The following is a 22,795-nucleotide window of genomic DNA, read 5'->3' as shown; positions in this document are numbered from 1 at the left end:
CTTGCCCGCGATAGCGGTGGTTCAGTCACTACATCGGTGACTGACAGACCGCCATCGCGGGCAAGCCCGCTCCCACACAAGCCCAACCCCACATTTAGATCGGGATCGACCGTCAGTCTTGCGGGGTCTGCTCGGCCAATGCCACCGCACGGAACATCGCCCGGCGCTTGTTCAGGGTTTCTTCCCACTCAAGGGCCGGCACCGAGTCGGCGACAATCCCGCCACCCGCCTGCACATGCAGTTCGCCGTCCTTGATCACCGCCGTGCGGATCGCAATGGCGGTGTCCATGTTGCCATTCCACGCGAAATAACCCACGGCGCCGCCGTAGACCCCACGCTTGACCGGCTCCAGCTCGTCGATGATTTCCATCGCACGAATCTTCGGGGCGCCGGACAAGGTGCCCGCCGGCAGAATTGCGCGCAGCGCGTCCATCGCCGTCAGGCCGGCCTTCAGCTCGCCGGTGACGTTGGACACAATGTGCATCACGTTGGAATAACGCTCGATCACCATCTTCTCGGTGAGCTTCACCGAGCCGATTTCCGAAACGCGTCCGGTGTCGTTACGCCCCAGGTCGATGAGCATCAAGTGCTCGGCGATTTCCTTGTCGTCGGACAGCAGGTCTTCTTCAAGTGCCAGGTCGGCCTCTTCGGTCGCGCCACGGGGGCGCGTGCCGGCAATCGGGCGCACGGTGATCAGGTTGTCTTCGACGCGCACCAGCACTTCCGGCGAGCTGCCCACTACGTGGAAGTCGCCAAAGTTGAAGAAGTACATGTACGGCGTCGGGTTGAAGCAGCGCAGCGCCCGGTACAAGTCGATGGGCGCCGCCTTGAAGTCGATGGACATCCGCTGCGACGGCACCACTTGCATGCAGTCACCGGCGAGGATGTATTGCTTGATGGTATCGACCGCGCGCTCGTAGTCATCCTGGGTAAAGCTGGAGCGAAACACCGGATCGGCCGCCGGCGGACGGCTGAGGTCCAGGCCGCGACGCGGGGTGATCGGCTGGCGCAGCTTGTCCAGCAGCGCTTCGAGGCTGGCCTGGCCTTGCTCGAACGCATCGGCCTGGGTCGGGTCAGCGAGCACAATCGCGTGCATCTTGCCGGCCAGGTTGTCGAACACCACCACCGCGTCGGAAACCATCAGCAGGATGTCCGGCACACCCAACGGGTCGGGGTTCGGGCATTTGCCCAGGCGTTGCTCCACGTAACGCACGCAGTCGTAGCCGAAATACCCCACCAGGCCGCCATTGAAACGCGGCAAACCAGCAATGGTTGGCACGTTGTAGCGCGCCTTGAAGGCTTCGACGAAGGCCAGCGGGTCTTGCACATCGTGGCTTTCGATCTCGACGCCATCATGGGTGATGCTGACGTGATGGTCATGCACCCGCAGGACCGTGCGGCACGGCAGGCCGATGATCGAGTAACGGCCCCACTTTTCGCCGCCCTGCACCGATTCCAGCAGATAGGAATTGGGCTCGTCGGCCAGTTTCAGGTAGATCGACAGCGGCGTATCGAAGTCGGCCAGGGTTTCCCGGGCCATGGGGATGCGGTTGTAGCCGGCAGCGGCCAAACGCAGGAATTCTTCGCGGATCATGGGGTGCCTCGTGGCGTGAGGGTCTAACAGTCAGGTATGCAAACGTGCCGCAGCGCGGCCAGGATCAGTCAGGCGCGCCAACGCCAGCGGGCCAGGGCCTTGATGACTTTCATCCAGAGTTTGCGAGTGACCACCACGATGGGATTTCCAGAAGGGGATGGGACAGCGTCGGGCAACGTTATCTCAGCGCCCACTCCCAAGCAACCGGGGATTAGCAGTCGCAGGTCATCAATGACCAGCGCCGGCGACTCTTCGGCAATCGGCCGGCCATGGTTGTAGCCATAGCTTAAGGCCACACACTTGACCCCCGCCGCTTTCGCCGCCAGCACATCGCTGCGCGAATCGCCGACAAACAGCGACTGGGACGCCGGGATATTGGCCATTTTCATCACAAAGAACAGCGCCGCCGGATCCGGTTTTTTCTGCGGCAGGGTATCGCCGCCGATGATCCAGCGGAAATACCGGCCGATCTTCATCTGGTCCAGCAGCGGCGCGACGAAGCGTTCCGGCTTGTTGGTGATCAGGGCCATTTCCACGCCCTGCTTGTGCAGCCACTTGAGGGTGTCGCGCACGCCGGGGTAAACCACGGTCAGTTCGTGGCCGTCTTCGTAGGCCGCGTTGAACAGTTCCAGCGCGTGCTCGGCCTCCACCTCATCGACACCTTCGGCATCAATGTGATTGGCCAGCGCACGGCGCACCAGCATCTGCACGCCGTTGCCGACCCACTCGCGTACCGATTCGATACCGGCAGGCTTGCGCCCCAACTTGAGCAACATGTGATCCACCGCAGCCGTCAGGTCCGGCACCGAATCGACCAGGGTGCCGTCCAGATCGAACATCACCAGCCGCGGCAATTTACCGGGGAACAGCTGCTCAAAACCGCTCATGGACGCGCCAGCGCCAGTTCTTCACGCATCTTGGCAATCACGGCCTGGTAGTCAGGGGTGTTGAAGATCGCCGAGCCGGCGACGAAGGTGTCGGCGCCCGCCGCCGCGATGTCACGGATGTTGTTGACGTTGACCCCACCGTCGATCTCCAGGCGGATATCGCGGCCAGAGGCGTCAATCAGCGCACGGGCCTCACGCAGCTTGTCGAGGGTACCGGGAATGAACTTCTGCCCGCCAAAACCCGGGTTGACGCTCATCAGCAAGACCATGTCGACCTTGTCCATCACGTACTTGAGGGTGTCCAGCGGGGTCGCCGGGTTGAACACCAGGCCAGCCTTGCAGCCGCCTTCGCGGATCAGTTGCAGGGAGCGGTCGACATGCAGCGTGGCTTCCGGGTGGAAGGTGATGTAGGTCGCACCGGCTTCGATGAAGTCGCCGATGATGCGGTCCACCGGGCTGACCATCAGGTGCACATCAATCGGCGCGGTCACGCCGTACTTGCGCAGCGCGGCGCAAACCATCGGGCCGATGGTCAGGTTCGGCACATAGTGGTTGTCCATGACATCGAAGTGCACGAAGTCGGCACCGGCGGCCAACACGTTGTCCACTTCCTCGCCCAGGCGGGCGAAGTCGGCGGAGAGAATCGATGGAGCAATTACGAAGGGCTGCATGACGCACCTTTTCTGAGCTAAATCACGATGGCGCGCATTGTATACCTCATGCTTTGTTGCGCGCACCGTGACCTGACTCAATGACTAGTACGCGGCGCGGTAGATTTTCTCGATATCCGCCGCACTGAGCTTGCGCGGATTGTTGCGCATCAGGCGCTCGATTCCCGCGGCTTCTAAGGCCATGGTCGGAATCGCCTCCTCTGGCACGCCGAAGCTGCGCAAGCCGCTAGGGATCTCCACTGCGGCGCACAGTCGCGTCATGGCCTCCACCGCCTGGTCCGCTGCATCGTTGACGCTCAAGCCCGTGACATTCACCCCCATGGCCTGGGCGATATCTTGCATGCGCTCGACGCAGGCCAGCTTGTTCCAGTGCATCACATAGGGCAGCAGCAACGCGTTGCTCACCCCGTGGGCAATATTGAAACGCCCGCCCAACGGGTAGGCCAGCGCATGCACCGCCCCCACCCCGGCATTGCCGAAGGCCATGCCGGCCATCAGGCTGGCCGTGGCCATATCGTCACGCGCCTGCAGGTTGGCCGGATTGGCGTAGGCCTTGGGCAAGGCGTTGGCGATTAACTTGATCGCGCCAATGGCCAGGGCATCGGTGATTGGCGAGGCGTTCAGGGACAGATAGGACTCGATGGCATGCACCAGGGCATCCACACCACTGGCAGCCGTAACACTGCGCGGGCAGGTCAGGGTCATTTGCGGGCTGATCAGCGCAACATCCGGCAGCAGGTAGTCGCTGACGATGCCTTTTTTCAATTGCGCGGCCTTGTCCGACAGAATCGCCACATTGGTCACTTCCGACCCCGTGCCGGCCGTGGTGGGAATGGCAATCAGCGGCGGGCCTTTGCGCGGCACCTGGTCCACACCGAACAAATCCTCGAGTGCGCCGTGATAACCGGCATAGGCGGCGACGCTCTTGGCGATATCAATGGCACTGCCACCGCCCACGCCGATCAGGCCGTCATGCCCGCCTTCGCGGTAGGCCTGCATGCAGTCTTCGACGATGGCGATCTCCGGGTCGGGCAGCACCCGGTCGAAGATCTCGTAAGGCCGATCACCCAACTGCGCCAATGCCAGTTGCACCGTACCGGACTTGACCAGCGCAGCATCGGTGACGATCAACGGGTTGTCGATATCCAGCCGGGTCAGCTCGGCGGCCAATTGCTCGATGGCGCCTGGGCCGGTGAGCAATTTGTGGGCGATCTTGAATGAGGAGGTACTCATGTGCGCGGCCTCTTATAAATTGGTGGGCTGGCACAAGAATAGCTGGGGAATGCGGGTTGTCTGCCATTCAGCGGCTGAATGGTTGGGTCATTCAAAGCGGGCGCGGTCAATGTAGGAGCTGGCTTGCCTGCGATGGCCTCGACTCGGTGCATCAGGTGTACCGAGTCGAGGCCATCGCAGGCAAGCCTGCTCCCACAGGTGATCGGGTTTCAGCAGTCAGACCTGCGCCGTCCGCAGTTTTTCGCTGCGCCCACGCAACCACTCCAGGGTCAGCAACAGCACCACCGAGAAGGCAATCAGCAAGGTCGCCGCTGCGGCAATGGTAGGGCTGAGGTTTTCGCGGATGCCGCTGAACATCTGCCGAGGCAAGGTGGCCTGCTCGGGCCCGGCGAGGAACAGCGTCACCACCACCTCATCGAACGATGTGGCAAAGGCAAACAGCGCCCCGGAAATGACGCCCGGCGCAATCAGCGGCAGCGTCACCCGGCGAAACGCGGTCAACGGCGACGCCCCCAGGCTGGCCGCGGCTCGCACCAGGTTGTGGTTGAAGCCCTGCAAGGTCGCCGACACGGTGATGATCACAAAGGGCACGCCCAGCACCGCATGCACCACGATCAGCGAAAAGAAACTGTTGCCCAGCCCCAGCGGGGCAAAGAACAAGTAACTCGCCACGCCGATAATCACCACCGGTACCACCATCGGCGAAATCACCAGGGCCATCACCAGCGCCTTGCCGGGGAAGTGGCCACGGGTCAGGCCAATAGCAGCCAACGTGCCAAACACCATCGCCAGCACCGTGGCCGCCGGGGCGACGATGATGCTGTTCTTCAAGGCGCGCATCCATTCCGCCGAGGCAAAGAAGTCCTGGTACCAGTGCAGCGAAAACCCCTGCAGCGGGTACACCAGGAAACTCCCGGAGTTGAACGACAGCGGGATGATCACCAGCACCGGCAGGATCAGGAACAACAGGATCAGGCCGCAGAGGATCCGCAAGCTGTAGAACCACACCCGCTCGATGGGTGACATATAAGGACTGCTGGACATTTCAGGCGCTCCTCAGCTCAGGCGCAGGCGGCTGGCGCCCACCAGCCAGTTGTAGATCAGGTACAGCACCACGGTCGCCAGCAGCAGCAAGCCGCCCAGCGCAGTCGCCATGCCCCAGTTGATGCTGGTGTTGGTGTAGAACGCCACGAAGTAGCTGACCATCTGGTCGTTCGGGCTGCCCAGCAGGGCCGGGGTGATGTAGTAGCCAATCGCCAGGATAAACACCAGCAGGCAACCGGCACCCACACCCGCGTAGGTCTGTGGGAAGTACACCCGCCAGAAACTGGCGAATGGGTGACAACCCAAAGAGATCGCCGCACGCATGTAGGTCGGTGAAATGCCCTTCATCACGCTGTAGATCGGCAGAATCATGAACGGCAGCAGGATATGCACCATGGAGATGTAGACCCCCAGCCGGTTGAACACCAACTCCAGAGGCTTATCAATGATGCCCAGGCCCATCAGCGCGCCGTTGATCAGCCCGCCGGACTGCAGCAGCACAATCCAGGCGGCCACGCGCACCAGCACCGAGGTCCAGAAGGGCAGCAGCACCAGGATCATCAACAGGTTGCTTTGCCGCGCCGGCAGGTTGGCCAGCAGGTACGCCAGCGGATAGGCCAGCAGCAGGCAGCACACGGTAATCACCAGGCCCATCCAGAAGGTGCGGGCGAAGATATCGAGGTAAATCGCCTGGTCCGGCGTGGCCGGCGCGACTTCGCCGAGGTCGTCGATCCGATGATCGACCGCCGCCAGCAGGTAATAAGGCGTGAGGCTGCTGGTGTTGCGCCGGATGGCCTGCCAGTACGCGGGGTCGCCCCAGCGTTCGTCGAGGTTTTCCAGCGCTTCTTTATAAGAGGCCGGCACTTCGCTGAACGGCAGCGCCCGCGCGGTTTTGGTCAACAGGCTGCGATAACCCGCCAGCTCCATGTTCAGGCGCTTGGACAAATCGCCCAGGGTCTGGTTTTTCCGGGCTTCACCCAGGTCCTCGCTGACAGCCTGGTACACCGACTCGCCGGGCAAGCCGCGACCATCCCAGGCGGTCACCGCCACCACGGTACGCGGCAGGCCGGCGACCACTTCCGGGTTACCGACGCTTTTGTACAACAGCGCAACGATGGGCACCAGGAACACCAGCAGCAAAAACACCACCAGCGGCGCGATCAAGGCCTGGGCCTTCCAGCGGTTAAGCCGCTCGGCACGCGCCAGGCGCTGCTTCAAGCTGGGGGTGGTGACCTCGTTCGAGGGAACGGCGATGGCCATGGCAAACTCCGGAAAATCTACAGTTGAAACCCGTGTGAAAGGCCCCCTTGTGGGAGCCGGGCTTGCCCGCGATGGCAGCACCTCGGTGTGTCGGGTCTACCGAGGTGCTGCCATCGCAGGCAAGCCAGCTCCCACAGGGGTTAAGCGGTGGGGCTTGTTATTTGGCAGCCCAGGAATTGAAGCGCTGCTCCAGTTGCTCACCGTTATCCGCCCAGAAGCTCACATCAATCTGCACCTGGTTGGCGATGTTTTCCGGAGTAGTCGGCATATCCTTGAGGATGTCCTTGGCCAGCAGCGGCACGGCTTGGGTATTGGCCGGGCCGTAGGCGATGTTTTCCGAGTAGATTTTCTGTTGCTGCGGTGCAACGGAGAAGGCGATGAATTTCTTCGCCGCCTCGGCGCGCTCCTTGCTCAGGCCCTTGGGGATCGCCCAGGCGTCGAAATCGTAGATACCGCCGTTCCACACCACTTTCAGGTTGCTCTCTTTCTGCACGGCGGCGATCCGGCCGTTATAGGCCGAGCTCATCACCACGTCACCCGAGGCCAGGTACTGCGGCGGCTGGGCGCCGGCCTCCCACCACTGGATCGACGGCTTGAGTTCATCGAGTTTCTTGAAGGCGCGGTCCTGGCCGTCCTTGCCGGCCAGCACTTTGTACACGTCCTTGGGCGCTACACCGTCGGCCATCAGGGCGAATTCCAGGGTGTACTTGGCCCCCTTGCGCAAACCGCGCTTGCCGGGGAAATTTTTGGTGTCCCAGAAGTCCGCCCAACTGGTTGGGGCCGTTTTCAGTTTGTCGGCGTTGTACGCCATCACCGTGGACCACACGAAGAAACCCACGCCACAGGGCTGGATCGCGCCTTTCACATAGTCGTCAGGGTTGCCGAACAGCTTCGGATCCAACGGCTCGAACATGTCCTCGTCACAGCCACGGGACAGTTCCGGCGACTCGACTTCCACCAGGTCCCAGGACACGCTCTTGGTGTCGACCATGGCTTTGACCTTGGCCATCTCGCCGTTGTACTCGCCAGCGATGATCTTGCCGTTGCCCGCGCTTTCCCACGGGGCATAGAAAGCCTTGACCTGGGCCGCCTTGTTCGCGCCGCCAAACGACACCACCGTCAGGTCCGGACCTGCCATGACCTGTGAAGCACTCGCCAGGCCGATGGCCAGGGCGGTCAATTTCAGGGATCTCAACATTTATTGTTCTCTCCACGTGCAGGGTTGGATGAAGCCAAGGGGGCGATCAATTCGCCTCTAGAAGTGGATCGAGTGCGCGAACGTGCTCGACTTGCCAGCCAATCGGAACCACATCGCCGACCGTCAGTGCCGGATCCAGCTCGGCGATCGGTTGTTTCACAAAGAAATCGGCCTTGCCGCAGACTTCCAGGCGCACGCGCACGTGGTCGCCCAGATAGATAAATTCGGCCACCCGGCCCGAGAAGCGGTTGCTGCAGCTTTCGCTGGAACCGTTGAGGCTGACCCGCTCCGGGCGCACCGACAGCGTCACCGGGCCACCGATCTGCCCGACATTCACCGCCAGCGCCTCGACCTTCTCGCCGCGCGCCAGCTCAACCACGCACCGCTCGCCGGTGTGGCTGTGCAGGCGGCCGTTAAGACGGTTGTTCTCGCCGATGAAATTGGCGACGAAGGTGTTTTTCGGCTCTTCATACAAAGTGCGCGGCGGTGCGATCTGCTGGATCTCGCCCTGGTGGAACACCGCTACCCGGTCGGACATAGTCAGCGCTTCACCCTGGTCGTGGGTCACGTAAACCACGGTCACGCCGAGACGCTGGTGCAGGTGCTTGATCTCCATCTGCATGTGTTCACGCAGCTGTTTATCGAGGGCACCGAGGGGTTCGTCCATCAGCACCAGCTGCGGCTCGAACACCAGGGCGCGAGCCAGGGCCACCCGTTGCTGCTGGCCGCCGGAGAGCTGCGCCGGGTAGCGCTGGGCGAAGGCGTCGAGCTGGACCATGCTCAGCACGCGCTTGACCCGTTCGCTGACATCGGTCTTGCTCAAGCCCCGCACCGTCAGGGGGAACGCCAGGTTCTCAGCCACCGTCATGTGCGGGAACAGCGCATAGTTCTGGAACACCATGCCAATGTCGCGCTTGTGCGGCGGCACATTGTTGATCGAGCGCCCGGCCAGCAGGATCTCCCCGGCGGTCGGCGTTTCGAAGCCGGCGAGCATCATCAGGCTGGTGGTCTTGCCCGAACCGGACGGGCCCAGCAGGGTGAGGAATTCGCCCTTGCGAATGTCCAGGTTGAGGTCTTTGACGATCAGGTTCTCGCCGTCGTAGCTCTTCTGCACACCACGAAAGCTGACCAGCACATCATTTGAATCCGCCTCGCTCATACCCGCACCTTTGTGTTTTGGACTGCTGTGGAGCTAGCGTAGTCCAGGCGCAAGCCCCCGGAAATCGGGGCGCAGGAGAGATTGGCATCAGCAGGATGGAAGGTTCGGGGTAGGGATCGCCCTACACGGATGGCGGGCAAGGGACAGTTGCGCAGCAAGCTTCAAGCGACAAGCTGCAAGCACGGGCTTCCGGGGGTTTGGGCGATGTCGCAAATAGATAAGCTCCTATAGGAGCTTGTGCTCCATCGCGTACTTCACCAGCTCGGCCAGGGAGCTGATGTTGAGTTTTTGCATCAACCGCGCCTTATGGGTGCTGATGGTCTTGCTGCTCAGGGCCAGTTGCTGGGCGATATCGTTGACGTTGGCGCCCTGGGCCAAACGCTCGAACACCGAGAACTCGCGCTCGGACAACAGCGAATGCAAGGGCCGGGCATCGGTGAGGCCGACCTCAAACACCATGCGGTCCGCCAGGTCCGGGTCGATATAGCGCCCGCCCGCGGCGACTTTGCGGATTGCCGTCAACAACAGCGCAGGATCGCTGTCCTTGGTGGCATACCCAGCCGCACCGACCTTCAGCGCCCGGGCGGCCATTTGTGCCTCGTCATGCATCGACAGCACCAGGATGGCCGGCGGGTTGTTCAGCGCGCGGATCCGCGCAATCGCCTCCAGGCCGTTGACCCCGGGCATGGAGATATCCAGCAGCACCACCTCGCAGGGCGTGTGACGCAAGGCTTCCAACAGCTGTTCGCCGTTACCCGCCTCGCCCACCACCAGCAGGTCCTTGGCCAGGCCGATCAACTGCTTGATGCCTTCACGGACGATGGTGTGGTCTTCGGCTACCAATACGCGGATCACGGCAATTTCCTCTCTCTATAGCGATTAAACGCCGACATTCAAAATGTGCGAGCAAGCCCACAAGGGATCTATGGCGAATCCAACGGCACCGTAACGCTCAGGGTGGTGCCCTCCCCCAGTTCGCTGTCGAGGGTCAACTGCCCGCCCATGATCAGCACCCGCTCGCGCATGCCCACCAAACCAAACGACACCGGGCGCCCCGGCGCAGGGACGAAGCCTGCGCCATCATCACTGATGGTCAACCGCAGATTGGCGCCCTCCACCACCAGGGTCAACTCCACCGTATGCGCCTGGGCATGGCGCATGACGTTGGTCAGCGCCTCCTGCAGGATACGGAACAGGCCAATGGCCTTGGCGTCACTCAAGGCTGGGAGGTTGTCCGGCACCTGCACCAGGCACGGAATCTGTGTGCGCGCCTCAAACCGCCGGGCCTGCCACTCGATGGCCGAGGCGATCCCGGCGTCGAGAATCGGCGGGCGCAACGCCGTGGCCACATCACGGACCAATTGGAACAGTTGAGCGATCAGGCGCTTCATGCTGTTCAGGCGCTCGTGCAGGCCTGGGTCCAACTGGGCGTAGGCCAACTCGCACATGGAGGTTTCCAGCTTCAACACCGTGAGCATCTGCCCCAGCTCATCGTGAACTTCGCGGGCAATCCGCGCCTTCTCTTCCTCACGCACGGTTTCCAGGTGCGCCGAGAGTTCGCGCAGTTGCGCCCGCGAGGCATCCAATTCCAGCTCAATGCGTTTGCTGTCGCTGATGTCCCAGACGATCCCGTCCCAGACCACCGCCCCATCGTCCAGACGCCGGGTGACCGCCTTGATCTCGGCCCAGCGCTGCTCTCCCTGGCGGGTCAGGATGCGGCCCTGCCACGACCAGTTGCTCTCGGTGTCGATGGCCTGGTCCTGGGTCTGGTGATAACTGGCGCGATCATCCGGGTGGACCAGACTGCGAATCCCCACATCGCGGTGGCTGAGCACGGACGGCGAATAGCCCACCAGGCGCTCACTGCCTTCGCTGATATAGGCAAAGTCGATGGCGGCGCTCAACGGCAGACGCTCTAGGCGAAACACCAGCCCTGGCACATTGGCGGCGATGCCTTGCAGGCGCGCTTCACTTTCCTGCAACGCGGCCAAGGCCCGGCGGCGCTCGGTGACGTCGTTGAGGTACACCACCAGGTATTCGCCACCGGCAAAGCGCAGGAAACTCAAGGACACATCCGTGGGCAACAGGCTGCCATCCGCGCGCAGGCACTGGGTGGCGAAGCTCTGCGGCCCGTCTTCACTGGCCCGGGCGCGCTTCCACAGGTTCAGCCAGCGGTCCATGCTCAGATTGGGTTCGAACTCGATCAGCGGGCGCTCGATCAACGCTCCCGGGGCGTAACCGAGCATGGTTTCGGCGGCGACGTTGGCGTAGCGCACATGGCTGTCCCAATTGACCCAGAGGATACCCACGGTACTTTGATCAATCGAAAACTGGGTCAGACGCAATGCTTCGGCGCCCGCCGCACGGGCAGCACTTTCCTCACGCGTGGCCAGCAACTGGTGTTCCAGGGCATGTTTTTGCCGACGCTGCCACAAGGCAACCGTCAGGCACGCGAGCAACAGCAGGCCCAGCAGCAGGCTGAGGTTTTGCCAGAATCCCGGTGATTCCGACAGGCGTGGGTACTTGGGTTGCAGCCAGCGGGCATGCAATTGCTCCAGCTCACGGGCTGGAATGGCGCGCAGGCCGCTCTCGACAATCTCTGCCAGGGCTGGCCAGTCACGCCGGGTGGCCACCCGCAACAGTTGCGGCAATCCAATATCGCCGACCACGGCCAAACCGGCGAACTCGGGCTCGATCGACAAGCGGCTCAACTGCGCCTCATCGACTACCGCATAGCGCGCCTGCTGGCTGACCAATAGCTGCAAGGCCTGGCGCTCCAGGGGCACACCTTGCAGGTTCAGCCTGGGGTAATTGCTGCGCAGGTAATCCGCCACGCCGCTGGGCATGCGCACGGCGACCCGGGACTGTTCATCGAGTTTTTCCAGGTCCACGGTGCCGCTGCCGTCGCGAATGCCAACAATGTGCTGGGGCACGCGCATATACGGGTCGGAAAACTGCCACAGGCGCAGGCCGGCAGGGGTTTGTAGCAGACCTGGGGCGAGGTCGACTGCATCCTCGCGCAAGGCGTCCTCCAACTGTTCCTGCGTGGGGAAGTTGCGCCAGGTCAGCTCGATATTCAGCGCCTTTGCCAGCGCCTGCATCAGCTCGACATTGGCTCCGGACAAGCGCTGCAGGCGCCGGTCGTATTGCGCGTAAGGCGCCTGCAACACCACCCCGACCCGCAGTTGCGGGTGCTGCGCCAACCACTCGCGCTGCTGCGGGTTGAGCACCGCCGGCGGCACCACAGACGCAGGCGCGGCATTCACCATCAAGGGCAAGCACAGATAGCCGATAACCAGCAGACAGCGAAAATTCATCATTCACATCTCACATCCAACCCATTAGGCTGCCGGGATCACTTCTGGCCGGGATTCCACTATGCCCCTGCTTCACCGTTCGACACTGCCAGCATTGTGCCTGTCGCTGCTGTTTACCAGCACCTTTTGCGTGCAGGCGGCTGACACCGCGCCGGCGGCCGCCGAAAAACCACCAGAACGCCAGCCTCTGCCAGAGCGTAGCCAGGAGGAAGCCCAGGCCCTGGAGCGACAACTGCCGCCCCACGAGCAGCAACAATTGCAGGCCGGCGACGAGTCGTTCCTGGCGCTGTGGAAACCGGCGAACAGCCCTGAACCGCAGGGTGTGGTGATTATCGTCCCCGGCGCCGGAGAAACGGCTGACTGGCCGCAAGCCATCGGGCCTTTGCGCCAGAAGCTGCCGGATGCCGCCTGGAGCAGCCTGAGCCTGTCGCTGCCCGACCTGAGCGTCGATACCCTGCCGCCGCGGGTGATCCAGGCTCCCGATGCAGCCGTCGACAGCAGCAGCAAAGATGCCAGCACTGCCGCGCCCAAGCCCATCGAACAGGCGGCCAGCGCCGAAGCCGAGGGCACCGACCCGGCCGTGGTCCCTGGCGTGGATGAGCAGGACAAGACCGACGCGACACGGATCTTCGCCCGCATCGACGCAGCCGTCGCCTATGCCCAGACCCAGAACGCCCGCAGCGTGGTGCTGCTGGGGCACGGGACTGGGGCCTGGTGGGCTGCGCGCTACCTGAGCGAAAAACAACCGGCCCAGGTGCAAAAGTTCATCATGGTCGCGGCGCAGTCGCCGGTGGGCCGTCAACCGGATCTGCAACAGCTGACCCCGACATTGAAGCTGGCGACCGCCGATGTCTTCTATCAGGACAACGCCCTGGCCAGCAAAATGGCGCTGGAGCGCAGCCAGGCGAGCAAGCGGCTGAAGAATGACAACTACAAGCAGGTGTCGTTGAAGACTATTCCCGGGAATAGCGCAGCGGCCCAGGAACAGTTGTACCGGCGGATTCGCGGCTGGTTGAGCCCGCAAAGCAGCGGTAGCTGAGCCCAACTGCCCCGTCTGTGGTTGTGGTTGTGGCGAGCGGGCTTGCCCGCGTTGGGTTGCGCAGCAGCCCTAAAACCCGCCGCTCGGTTTATCTGACAAACCTAAGAGGCCCTGTGGGGGCATGAGGATCTACAGAACTCGCTCTTTTGGGGTTATTGGGTTTGTGTACATATCCGTTGCTGCGGTCACGGCCACTTAGGGTTCCGCCCTTACGGCGGGTCACTTTTGGAAAAGAGCCCCAAAAGTAACCAAAAGGGCTCTTGCCCCACCACTCGGAGCCTCGCCTAGGCTCGACATGCCCGCAGTCAGGCATTGCTCCGTGGGCCCGCCGCGATCGGCCATCCATGGCCGTGTCGCGGCTACCCCGGCATCCATGCCGGGGTGCCCACTGCGCAATACCTGCCTGCGGCCAGCGTGGTTTAACGGGGCGCCTGAGATCAAGATCAAAAGCCAGATCAAAAGCAGAGCAAAAGCAGAGCAACAGCAGAGCCAGAGCTGCGAAGCTGCATTCCCCTGTGGGAGCTGGCTTGCCTGCGATAGAGATATCTCGGCCAATACATCTATCGACTGATAGACCGCCATCTCGGCGCCCCCCCGAATCACTACTGGATCGCAGGCACACCGAGACTAGGCGAGGTGCCCAGTGGTGGGTCCCCGGCCTCCGATACCAGGAGCCCCTTGGTTACTTTGGGGCTCTTTTTTTACGGACCGGGCACATGGTTGACGGGTGTGCGGGGACAGGGTGGACACTTTTGGCAAGCACGCTCGCCACAGGCGGTCGGGTCAGCGGAAATCCCGCTGCTCGCGAATGATCGTGTAGGCACTATGCAGCTCTCGGGTGCGCTCCGTGGCCTCGCGCACTTGAGCGGGGCTGGCGCCAGTGCCGGCAATCTTGTCCGGGTGGTGCCGACTGAGCAGCCGTCGATAGGCACGTTTGATGACCGCAGGCTCTGTCGTGCCGGTCACCCCGAGAATCCGCAGGGCCTCTTGATAGGTGCTACCGCGGGTGACCAGGGGCTTGCGTTCCGGCTCATAGTCATGGGCCAGTGCCTGGAGTTGTTGCGGCGTCCACCCCAGCCATTTGCCCCATAGCTCGATCAGCTCGCGCTCAGCGGGGCTGGCCTTGCCGTCGGCCCAGACCATGCGCCAGCAGGCGCGCAGCACGCCTTCCGCCGCATGGGGCTGCACCTTGAGCACGCGCAGGTAACTGCGCACGCGGTCGGTCCCCGACTTGCCTCGGTTGAACGCGGCAATCGCCCGGCGCTGGGCCGGCTCGCTCATGTCCAGCGAGCGCATCTCCACCCGCGCCTGCTGGATATGGCCGTCCACCACCCGCCCATTACTCTTGGCCAGGCGGCCCAGCAGGACAAACAGCAGTTCGTCATTGCGCAGCGCCGGCCGGCCGCCCAGGCGTTCGCGCAGTTGGGCCCAACTGTGCAATTGCAGGCGCCGATCCAGTGCCTGCCCCAGCAACCCACCCAACATGGCCCCCGGAATGCTGGCGATGGCAAAACCCGCCCCGGCGCCGATCAGAGTCCCAGGCCACAACATCTTACTGGCCCACGGTCAGCAGACTTTCAACCTGCGCCAGGCGCTCCAGCGTACCGACGTCAATCCAGCGTCCATCCATGTGTTCCCCCGAGACCAAGCCTTGAGCCATCGCCGTGCGCAGCAAGGGCGCCAGCTTGAAGGCACCGGCACTGCAACCCGCGAACAGCTTGGGGTGCAGCACCGAAATGCCACTGAAGGTCAGGTTATCGGCACCGGGCGCTGCATCATGAAGCAAACCATCCTTGATATAGAAATCGCCACCACTGGGGTGATGAGGCGGGTTATCGACCATGACCAAGTGCGCCAAGCCGCTCAAGGGCTGCTTGAGGCGGACAAAGTCGTAGTCGGTCCAGATATCGCCATTGACCACCAGGAACGGCTCCTCCCCCAGCAAGGGCAAGGCCTGGAAGATTCCGCCACCAGTTTCCAGGGGCTCGCCCTCTGGCGAATACTGGATACGCACGCCGTACTGCGCGCCGTCTCCCAGATAACTCTCGATTTGCTGGCCCAGCCAGGCATGGTTGATGACGATATCGGTGAATCCCGCTTTCGCCAGCGCCTCCAGGTGGTACTCGATCAGGCGCTTGCCACCGGCCTGGACCAACGGTTTTGGGGTGTGCAGGGTGAGCGGACGCATCCGCTCGCCCTTGCCGGCCGCCAGGATCATCGCCTTCATACGTGGGCCTCGGCCGGTTGGCGCAGGCTGGCCAGCAACTCGCCCAGGTCGGCCAGTTCCGGCCGATCAGCCAGCACCGCGTCTATATAGGCAAAGAAGCGCGGCACGTCCGCCAGGTAGCGCGGTTTGCCATCACGGTGGCAGATACGCGCAAAGATACCGATGACCTTGAGGTGACGCTGCACCCCCATCAAGTCGCTGGCGCGCAGGAAATCTTCAAAGTCCGCCTGCACCGGGATGCCCAATTGGCCAGCACGCTCCCAATAACCACGCTGCCATTCGCGCACCCGCGCCTGGGGCCAACTGAGGAAGGCGTCCTTGAACAGGCAGGTGATGTCGTAGGTCACGGGGCCGTAGACCGCATCCTGGAAATCCAGCACGCCAGGGTTCGGCACGCTGATCATCAGGTTGCGCGGCATATAGTCGCGATGCACCAGGACCTTGGGCTGGGCCAGGGCGCTGTCGATCAGCAATTGGCTGACCCGCTGCCATTGAGCCAACTGCTGCTCGTCGAACTCAATGCCCAGATGCCGGCGCACGTACCATTCGGGGAACAGCTCCAGCTCACGGCGCAACAATGGCACGTCGTAGCTGGGCAACCCGGCGTCCATCGGCAATTGCTGGAAAGCCAGCAGCGCGTCGATGGCTTCGGCAAACAATTGATCGGCATTTTCACCGTCAATCACATCCAGATAGGTGTTTTTGCCCAGGTCGTTGAGCAAAAGAAAGCCTTGGGAGAGATCTTCTGCATAAATTTGCGGAACATTTATTCCCGATTTCGCCAACATTCTCGCGATATCGACGAAAGGTTTGCAGTTTTCCTGGGGGGGTGGGGCATCCATCACGATCAATGTGCGACCTTCGCCCTGCCAACGGAAGTACCGTCTGAAACTCGCGTCGCTGCTGGCCGCAGTCAATGTAGCCGGGGGTACGAGCCCCCATCCCTGGGCATGGAAAAGCTCGGGTAACTGCTGATCGAGCCAGACTTTCAGGTGTTGCAAACGTAGATCTTGGTCGGGCATTACAAGGGTCTCCGACGGCGCTAGCCGTCAAGCGGGTCATGCTTTATTATCACGCATCTTTTTCAGACCATCGAGAGGCGTGCGGCCCACACCGCGGGCAGATGGCACGCAGGAAGCCCGGACTAATAAGATGGCATTGAAATCCCCCGCGTTTCGTAGAAAATTTCCGTTGCTGGTAACCGGCAGTCTGCTGGCCATGCAACCCTTCGCCACCTCATTCGTGGTCGCCGCGGAACAGTATGACTGCTCAGTCTCTGCTTCGGGTGCCTGGGATTGCGCGCCGAAAGCCAGCGCAGCCCCTTTACCACCGCGCCCGGTGCATGACGGCAGTGCCGTCAGCTCGGCCAGCGGCACGCCGCAAGGCGAAGCTGCTGGTGCCGAAGCCGTGCCGCAGACCAAGCTGGTCACCGAATCCAAGGGCCGTGGCCTGCGTTCGCGCAGCGCTGACTACAGCCACCTGGACTGGGTCCCTCGGGAGAAACTCACTGCTGCGCAACTGGCCGAAACCGGTCCTTATTGCGCCGGTGCGTACGTCGAGCCGCTCCGTCCTGGCATGAACGACAAGACGGACAAGAGCGACGCGCCGACCTTCATCGGTGCCAAGGCCTCTCGTTACGAGCAGGACACCCAGGTCGCCACCCTGGCCGGTGACGTGGTCATGCGTCAGGGCAGCATGCAGGTCGAGGCCGAAGAGGCCAGCCTGTACCAGGCCGAGAACCGTGGCGAGCTGAACGGCAATGTGCGCATGCGCGACAATGGCGCGCTGATCGTCGGCGACCATGCCCAGGTCCAACTGGACACCGGCGCCGCGCAGATCGACAACGCCGAGTACGTAATGCACAAGTCGCGCATCCGCGGTAACGCGCTGTACGCCAAGCGTGCCGAAAACGCGATCATCCGCCTCAAGGACGGTACCTACACCACCTGCGAGCCAGACAGCAATGCCTGGCAGCTGCGCGGTAACAACATCACGTTGAACCCGGCCACCGGCTTCGGTACGGCGACCAACGCGACGTTGCGGGTCAAGAACATCCCGATCCTGTACACCCCGTACATCTACTTCCCGATTGACGATCGTCGTCAGTCCGGCTTCCTGCCGCCGAGCTTCAGCTCGGGTGGGGAAAGTGGCTTCACGCTGGTGACACCGTACTACTTCAACCTGGCACCGAATTACGATGCCACGTTGTACCCGCAATACATGACCAAGCGCGGCATGTTGATGGAAGGCGAATTCCGCTACCTCACCAAGTCCAGCGAAGGTCAGTTCGGCGGCGCGTACCTGAACGATGACAGCGACGAGCGGAAGAAGCAGAGCGACTACAACAAAACCCGCTATATGCTCAATTGGCAGCATAAGGGCGGGTTGGATTCGCGGCTGTTGACTCAGATCGACTACACCAAGATCAGCGATCCGTTCTACTTCCAGGATCTGAAGTCCAATCAGATTGGCGTTGAGTCTCGTGAGTTCGTCAACCAGCAAGGTGCTGCCAGCTATCGCGGCGATACCTATACCGCTCAGTTGAATTTGCAAGCCTACGAGCTGGCGACGATCTCCCAGATCACTCCGTACAACCGGTTGCCGCAGTTAACCATCAATGGTGCACTGCCTTACCGTCCTGGTGGGCTGTACTTTGCTTATGACGCCGAGGCTGTCCGGTTTGATCGGGATTTGAGGACTGGCAATATCTTCAATAAAGATGGAGGTCCGCTCCCCAACGGCGAACCACGTCTGGACACCTACGTGAGAGGGCTAACCCGTGCAAACGGCACGCGCTTGAACGCGGCTCCAAGCGTATCGTTGCCGATGAGTTCGAGTTACGGTTTCATCACGCCAAAGCTCAAGTACGCCTACACCAAGTACGATCTTGATCTCGACGGCGCTGGCAAGCAGCAAATGATTGATGCGGGCCAGAAGTTCAAGAGTTCGCAAGATCGCGCCATTCCAATCGCCAGTGTCGATAGCGGGCTGTTTTTCGACCGCAGTACCCAGTGGTTCGGCAAGGACTACACCCAGACCCTGGAGCCGCGCCTGTTCTATCTCTATGTTCCAGAGAAAGACCAGTCCGATATCCCGGTGTTCGATAGCAGCGAAACCACGTTCAACTACAACTCACTGTTCCGCGACAACCGCTTCTCGGGCACTGACCGGATCGGCGACGAAAACAAACTGTCCCTGGGCGTGACCAGCCGCTGGATCGAAGAGAACGGTTTCGAGCGTCAACGTGTTGCCATCGGCCAGGCGCTGTATTTCAAGGACCGCGAGGTCCAACTGCCTGGCATCGTTGCCGCAGACCGCGAAGATTCGCAGTCGGACGTCTCGCCAATCGCTCTGGACTACGAGTTCCGCTTTAACCGCGACTGGCGCGCCACTGCCGATTACAACTGGGACACTGAAAGTCACGCCGCCCGCTCCGGCAGCGCGATGTTCCACTACCAGCCGGAAGACAACCCGAACAAGGTTATCAACGTTGGCTATCGCTATCGTAACGACCAGGTTGTCTACAACCAGTTGACCGGTAAGTGGCAGTTTGGTGGTGATTACGGCACTGAAGGGCAACCAGGTTTCGAGAAGGATTACTACAAAATCCAGCAACACGATTTCTCGATGATGTGGCCGATCGTTCCACAATGGAACCTGATCACCCGCTGGCAGTATGACTATGCACGCAACCGTACCCTAGAAGCCTTTGGTGGCTTCGAATACGACAACTGCTGCTGGAAACTGCGCGTGATCAACCGTTATTGGGTTTCCAACGACGAATACACCCAGATCGCCCCGCAGAACGAAAAAGGCGACCACGGTCTCTTCCTCCAAATCGTCCTCAAAGGACTCGGCGGCCTGACTGGCGCCAAGGTAGAGAGCTTCCTCGACAAAGGCATCCAAGGTTATCGTGAACGTGAAGATCAAGCTTTCTGATTGTCTGCGCCCGCTGATGCTGGGCGCGCTGTTCCTGGGTACTGCAGCGGCACACGCTGCAGTGCAACCGCTGGACAAGGTGGTGGCCATCGTCGATAACGACGTGATCATGCAGAGCCAACTGGACCAACGGGTCAAGGAAGTTCAGCAAACCATCGCCAAGCGTGGTGGTGGCGTGCCGCCGACCAGCGTCCTGGACCAGCAGGTGCTGGAACGCCTGATCGTCGAAAACCTGCAATTGCAGATTGGCGACCGCTCCGGCATCCGCATCACCGACGAAGAACTGAACCAGGCCGTCGGCACCATCGCTCAACGCAACAACATGAGCATTGATCAGTTTCGTGCGGCCCTGGCCCGTGACGGTTTGTCCTATGAGGACGCCCGTGACCAGATCCGCCGCGAAATGATCATCAGCCGTGTGCGTCAGCGCCGTGTGGCCGAACGTGTGCAGGTATCGGAGCAGGAAGTGAAGAACTTCCTGGCCTCGGACCTGGGCAAGATGCAGCTCTCCGAAGAACTGCACCTGGCCAATATCCTGATCCCGACACCGGACAGCGCCAACGCCGAGCAACTCAATGCCGCAGCGGCCAAGACCCAGGCGATCTATGACCGTCTGAAGGCCGGTGCCGACTTTGCCCAGATGGCAATCGCCCAGTCCGGTAGCGACAACGCTCTCGAAGGCGGCGACATGGGCTGGCGTAAAGCTGCTCAATTGCCACCGCCGTTTGACCGTGAGCTGAGTGCCATGGAAGTAGGTGGCATCACCCAGCCTGCGCGCACCCCTGGCGGCTTCATCATTCTGAAGTTGCTGGAACGCCGAGGCGGTGAAACTTCGTTGAAAGACGAAGTGCATGTTCGCCATATCCTGGTCAAGCCAAGCGAAATCCGCACCGAGGCTCAAACCAAGGAACTGGCGCAAAAGATCTATGAGCGCATCGAAGGCGGTGAAGACTTCGCCACCCTGGCCAAAAGCTTCTCGGAAGATCCGGGTTCTGCCCTCAACGGCGGCGACCTGAACTGGATCGACCCACGAGCCCTGGTGCCCGAGTTCCAGCAAGTCATGAACGATACGCCCCAAGGCGTGCTGTCCAAGCCGTTCAAGACCCAATACGGTTGGCATGTCCTGGAAGTCCTTGGCCGCCGCGCCACCGACAACACCAGCCAGGCCCGTGAGCAGCAAGCACTGACCGTACTGCGTAACCGCAAATACGACGAAGAGCTGCAAACCTGGCTGCGTCAGATCCGTGACGAAGCCTACGTGGAAAACAAGCTTCCTGGCGCCGACACAACAGGCACCGACCAGGCAGTCCAGTGAAACCCCAGCGTTTCGCTTTGACACCCGGCGAGCCGGCCGGCATAGGTCCAGACCTGTGCCTGCTGCTCGCCGCGCAAGCCCAGCCTTACCCCCTGATTGCCATTACCAGCCGCGACCTGCTCCTTGAGCGGGCCGCGCAACTGGGCGTGGCTGTCGACTTGCTGCCCGTTTCGCCGGGCAACTGGCCCGACCAGCCGGCACCTGCCCACAGCCTGTACGTGTGGGACACCCCGCTGCAGGCCAAGGTAGTCGCCGGGCAACTGGACAAGGCCAACGCCGCCTTCGTCCTGGAGACTCTGACCCGGGCCGGACAAGGCTGCATCGACGGCGACTTCGCCGGGATGATCACAGCGCCCGTGCATAAAGGCGTGATCAACGAAGCCGGCATCGCCTTTTCCGGGCATACCGAGTTTCTCGCAGAACTGACCCACACCGAACAAGTGGTGATGATGCTGGCAACCCGCGGCCTGCGCGTGGCACTGGTGACCACTCACCTGCCCTTGCGCCAGATTGCCGATGCCATTACCCCCGAGCGCCTGGAGCGTGTAACGCGCATCCTGCACGCTGACCTGCAACAAAAATTCGGCATCGCCCAGCCGCGAATCCTGGTATGCGGCCTCAACCCCCACGCGGGTGAAGGCGGCCACCTGGGCCATGAAGAAATCGACATTATCGAACCGACACTAGAGCGCCTGCGCCAAGACGGCATGGACCTGCGCGGCCCATTGCCTGCGGACACTCTGTTTACCCCCAAATATCTGGAGCACTGCGATGCAGTGCTGGCGATGTACCATGACCAGGGGCTGCCCGTGCTGAAATACAAAGGTTTCGGCGCCGCAGTCAACGTGACGCTGGGCCTGCCGATCATCCGCACCTCCGTCGACCATGGCACCGCCCTGGACCTGGCGGGCAGCGGCAAGATCGATACCGGCAGCCTGCACGTGGCCCTGGAAACCGCCTATCAGATGGCCGAGACCCGTATATGACCGAGCATTACCAACACCGGGCGCGCAAGCGCTTCGGGCAAAACTTCCTGCACGATGCCGGCGTTATCGACCGCATCCTGCGCTCCATCCATGCCAAGCCCGAAGACCGCTTGCTGGAAATCGGCCCGGGCCAGGGCGCACTGACCCAGGGCCTGCTCAATAGCGGCGGCCAACTGGATGTGGTTGAGCTGGACAAGGACCTGATCCCGATCCTCAACCAGCAATTCGCTGGCATGCCCAACTTCAACCTGCACCAGGGCGACGCGCTGAAGTTTGACTTCACCAGCCTCAATGCCGCCCCCAACAGCCTGCGCGTGGTCGGCAACTTGCCGTACAACATCTCCACGCCACTGATCTTTCACCTGCTGAACAACGCAGGGATCATCCGCGACATGCATTTCATGTTGCAGAAGGAAGTGGTCGAGCGCTTGGCAGCCGGCCCTGGCGGCGGTGACTGGGGTCGCCTGTCGATCATGGTCCAGTACCACTGCCGGGTCGAGCACCTGTTCAATGTCGGGCCGGGCGCGTTCAATCCACCGCCGAAAGTCGATTCGGCGATTGTGCGTCTGGTGCCCCACGCGGTCCTTCCTCATCCGGCCAAGGATCATCGCCTGCTGGAGCGGGTAGTGCGTGAAGCGTTCAACCAGCGCCGCAAGACCCTGCGCAATACACTCAAGGCATTGCTGAGCAACGCCGAGATCGAAGCCGCCGGTGTCGACGGCAGCCTGCGCCCGGAGCAGTTGGACCTGGCCGCGTTTGTACGTCTGGCGGACCAGCTAGCTATCCAGCCAGCGCCGACGGCGGAATAAGCCGCAGAGGCTTGCTGCAACGCGATCCACATGTGGGGGCTGGCTTGCCCGCGATATCGGTGTGTCAGCCAAGGATGTAGCGACTGACCCACCGCCATCGCAGGCAAGCCAGCTCCC

At 61.9% G+C, this 22,795-nt stretch carries 18 protein-coding genes; 5 read left to right on the top strand and 13 right to left on the bottom strand.

The window, feature by feature from the left end:
* Positions 1 to 112 precede the first annotated feature (112 nt).
* From trpE to HBR94_RS16580, 10 genes are all read right to left on the bottom strand, one after another.
* A complete protein-coding gene (gene trpE, locus HBR94_RS16625; RefSeq protein WP_057960776.1) occupies positions 113 to 1,594 on the bottom strand; it encodes an anthranilate synthase component I in 1,482 nt (493 codons plus the stop codon).
* A gap of 68 nt (positions 1,595 to 1,662) precedes the next feature.
* Positions 1,663 to 2,481, bottom strand: a complete 819-nt coding sequence (locus HBR94_RS16620) for a phosphoglycolate phosphatase (protein ID WP_170045217.1) — start codon at positions 2,479 to 2,481, stop codon at positions 1,663 to 1,665.
* The gene (gene rpe / locus HBR94_RS16615; RefSeq protein WP_057440329.1) at positions 2,478 to 3,152 is read right to left on the bottom strand and encodes a ribulose-phosphate 3-epimerase; all 675 of its coding nucleotides are present in this window, start codon (positions 3,150 to 3,152) and stop codon (positions 2,478 to 2,480) included. The genes HBR94_RS16620 and rpe overlap by 4 nt, the downstream gene beginning before the upstream one ends.
* Positions 3,153 to 3,236: 84 nt before the next feature.
* Positions 3,237 to 4,385, bottom strand: coding sequence for an iron-containing alcohol dehydrogenase (locus HBR94_RS16610; protein WP_170045216.1), 1,149 nt, complete (start codon positions 4,383 to 4,385; stop codon positions 3,237 to 3,239).
* 216 nt (positions 4,386 to 4,601) lie between these two features.
* Positions 4,602 to 5,429: an ABC transporter permease gene (locus HBR94_RS16605; protein ID WP_029296783.1), complete on the bottom strand. Its 828-nt coding sequence runs from the start codon at positions 5,427 to 5,429 to the stop codon at positions 4,602 to 4,604.
* Positions 5,430 to 5,441: 12 nt separating this feature from the next.
* Positions 5,442 to 6,689 (bottom strand): ABC transporter permease, encoded by a 1,248-nt coding sequence (locus tag HBR94_RS16600; protein WP_057960777.1) that lies wholly within the window; start codon positions 6,687 to 6,689, stop codon positions 5,442 to 5,444.
* Positions 6,690 to 6,846: 157 nt separating this feature from the next.
* A complete protein-coding gene (locus HBR94_RS16595) occupies positions 6,847 to 7,887 on the bottom strand; it encodes an ABC transporter substrate-binding protein (protein ID WP_170045215.1) in 1,041 nt (346 codons plus the stop codon).
* A gap of 46 nt (positions 7,888 to 7,933) precedes the next feature.
* Positions 7,934 to 9,046, bottom strand: a complete 1,113-nt coding sequence (locus HBR94_RS16590) for an ABC transporter ATP-binding protein (protein WP_057440325.1) — start codon at positions 9,044 to 9,046, stop codon at positions 7,934 to 7,936.
* Positions 9,047 to 9,271: 225 nt separating this feature from the next.
* Positions 9,272 to 9,901: a response regulator transcription factor gene (locus HBR94_RS16585; RefSeq protein ID WP_057440324.1), complete on the bottom strand. Its 630-nt coding sequence runs from the start codon at positions 9,899 to 9,901 to the stop codon at positions 9,272 to 9,274.
* 68 nt (positions 9,902 to 9,969) lie between these two features.
* Positions 9,970 to 12,366 carry a transporter substrate-binding domain-containing protein gene (locus tag HBR94_RS16580; protein ID WP_057960780.1) on the bottom strand — a complete coding sequence of 799 codons (2,397 nt, stop codon included), beginning with the start codon at positions 12,364 to 12,366 and terminating at the stop codon, positions 9,970 to 9,972.
* Between the two features lie 58 nt (positions 12,367 to 12,424).
* Between HBR94_RS16580 and HBR94_RS16575 the strand changes: the two genes are divergently transcribed.
* Positions 12,425 to 13,402, top strand: coding sequence for an alpha/beta hydrolase family protein (locus HBR94_RS16575; RefSeq protein WP_169960152.1), 978 nt, complete (start codon positions 12,425 to 12,427; stop codon positions 13,400 to 13,402).
* 783 nt (positions 13,403 to 14,185) lie between these two features.
* On the opposite strand, the gene HBR94_RS16570 is transcribed toward HBR94_RS16575, so the two are convergent.
* From HBR94_RS16570 to HBR94_RS16560, 3 genes are read right to left on the bottom strand one after another with little or no spacing between them, the layout of a single operon-like run.
* Positions 14,186 to 14,953 (bottom strand): TerB family tellurite resistance protein, encoded by a 768-nt coding sequence (locus HBR94_RS16570; RefSeq protein WP_057960783.1) that lies wholly within the window; start codon positions 14,951 to 14,953, stop codon positions 14,186 to 14,188.
* A 1-nt stretch (position 14,954) separates the two neighbouring features.
* Complete coding sequence (gene murU, locus HBR94_RS16565; RefSeq protein ID WP_115129125.1) at positions 14,955 to 15,629, bottom strand: N-acetylmuramate alpha-1-phosphate uridylyltransferase MurU; 675 nt, start codon at positions 15,627 to 15,629, stop codon at positions 14,955 to 14,957.
* A complete protein-coding gene (locus HBR94_RS16560; RefSeq protein WP_170045214.1) occupies positions 15,626 to 16,651 on the bottom strand; it encodes a phosphotransferase in 1,026 nt (341 codons plus the stop codon). Before HBR94_RS16560 ends, murU begins: the two co-directional genes overlap by 4 nt.
* 130 nt (positions 16,652 to 16,781) lie before the next feature.
* Here HBR94_RS16560 and HBR94_RS16555 point away from each other — a divergent pair, with 130 nt between their 5' ends.
* From HBR94_RS16555 to rsmA, 4 genes are read left to right on the top strand one after another with little or no spacing between them, the layout of a single operon-like run.
* On the top strand, positions 16,782 to 19,568 hold the full coding sequence (locus HBR94_RS16555; RefSeq protein WP_170045213.1) for an LPS-assembly protein LptD: 2,787 nt from the start codon (positions 16,782 to 16,784) through the stop codon (positions 19,566 to 19,568).
* Positions 19,549 to 20,883, top strand: coding sequence for a peptidylprolyl isomerase (locus HBR94_RS16550; protein ID WP_169960149.1), 1,335 nt, complete (start codon positions 19,549 to 19,551; stop codon positions 20,881 to 20,883). The genes HBR94_RS16555 and HBR94_RS16550 overlap by 20 nt, the downstream gene beginning before the upstream one ends.
* Entirely contained in the window at positions 20,880 to 21,869 is a 990-nt protein-coding gene (gene pdxA / locus HBR94_RS16545) for a 4-hydroxythreonine-4-phosphate dehydrogenase PdxA (protein WP_057440317.1), read from the top strand. The genes HBR94_RS16550 and pdxA overlap by 4 nt, the downstream gene beginning before the upstream one ends.
* Positions 21,866 to 22,678: a 16S rRNA (adenine(1518)-N(6)/adenine(1519)-N(6))-dimethyltransferase RsmA gene (gene rsmA / locus HBR94_RS16540; protein ID WP_057440316.1), complete on the top strand. Its 813-nt coding sequence runs from the start codon at positions 21,866 to 21,868 to the stop codon at positions 22,676 to 22,678. Before pdxA ends, rsmA begins: the two co-directional genes overlap by 4 nt.
* Positions 22,679 to 22,795: the final 117 nt, after the last annotated feature.

Source organism: Pseudomonas sp. WS 5412, from assembly GCF_012985615.1.
GTDB lineage: Bacteria > Pseudomonadota > Gammaproteobacteria > Pseudomonadales > Pseudomonadaceae > Aquipseudomonas > Aquipseudomonas shahriarae.
This window is presented reverse-complemented; position numbering and strand designations above follow the sequence as displayed.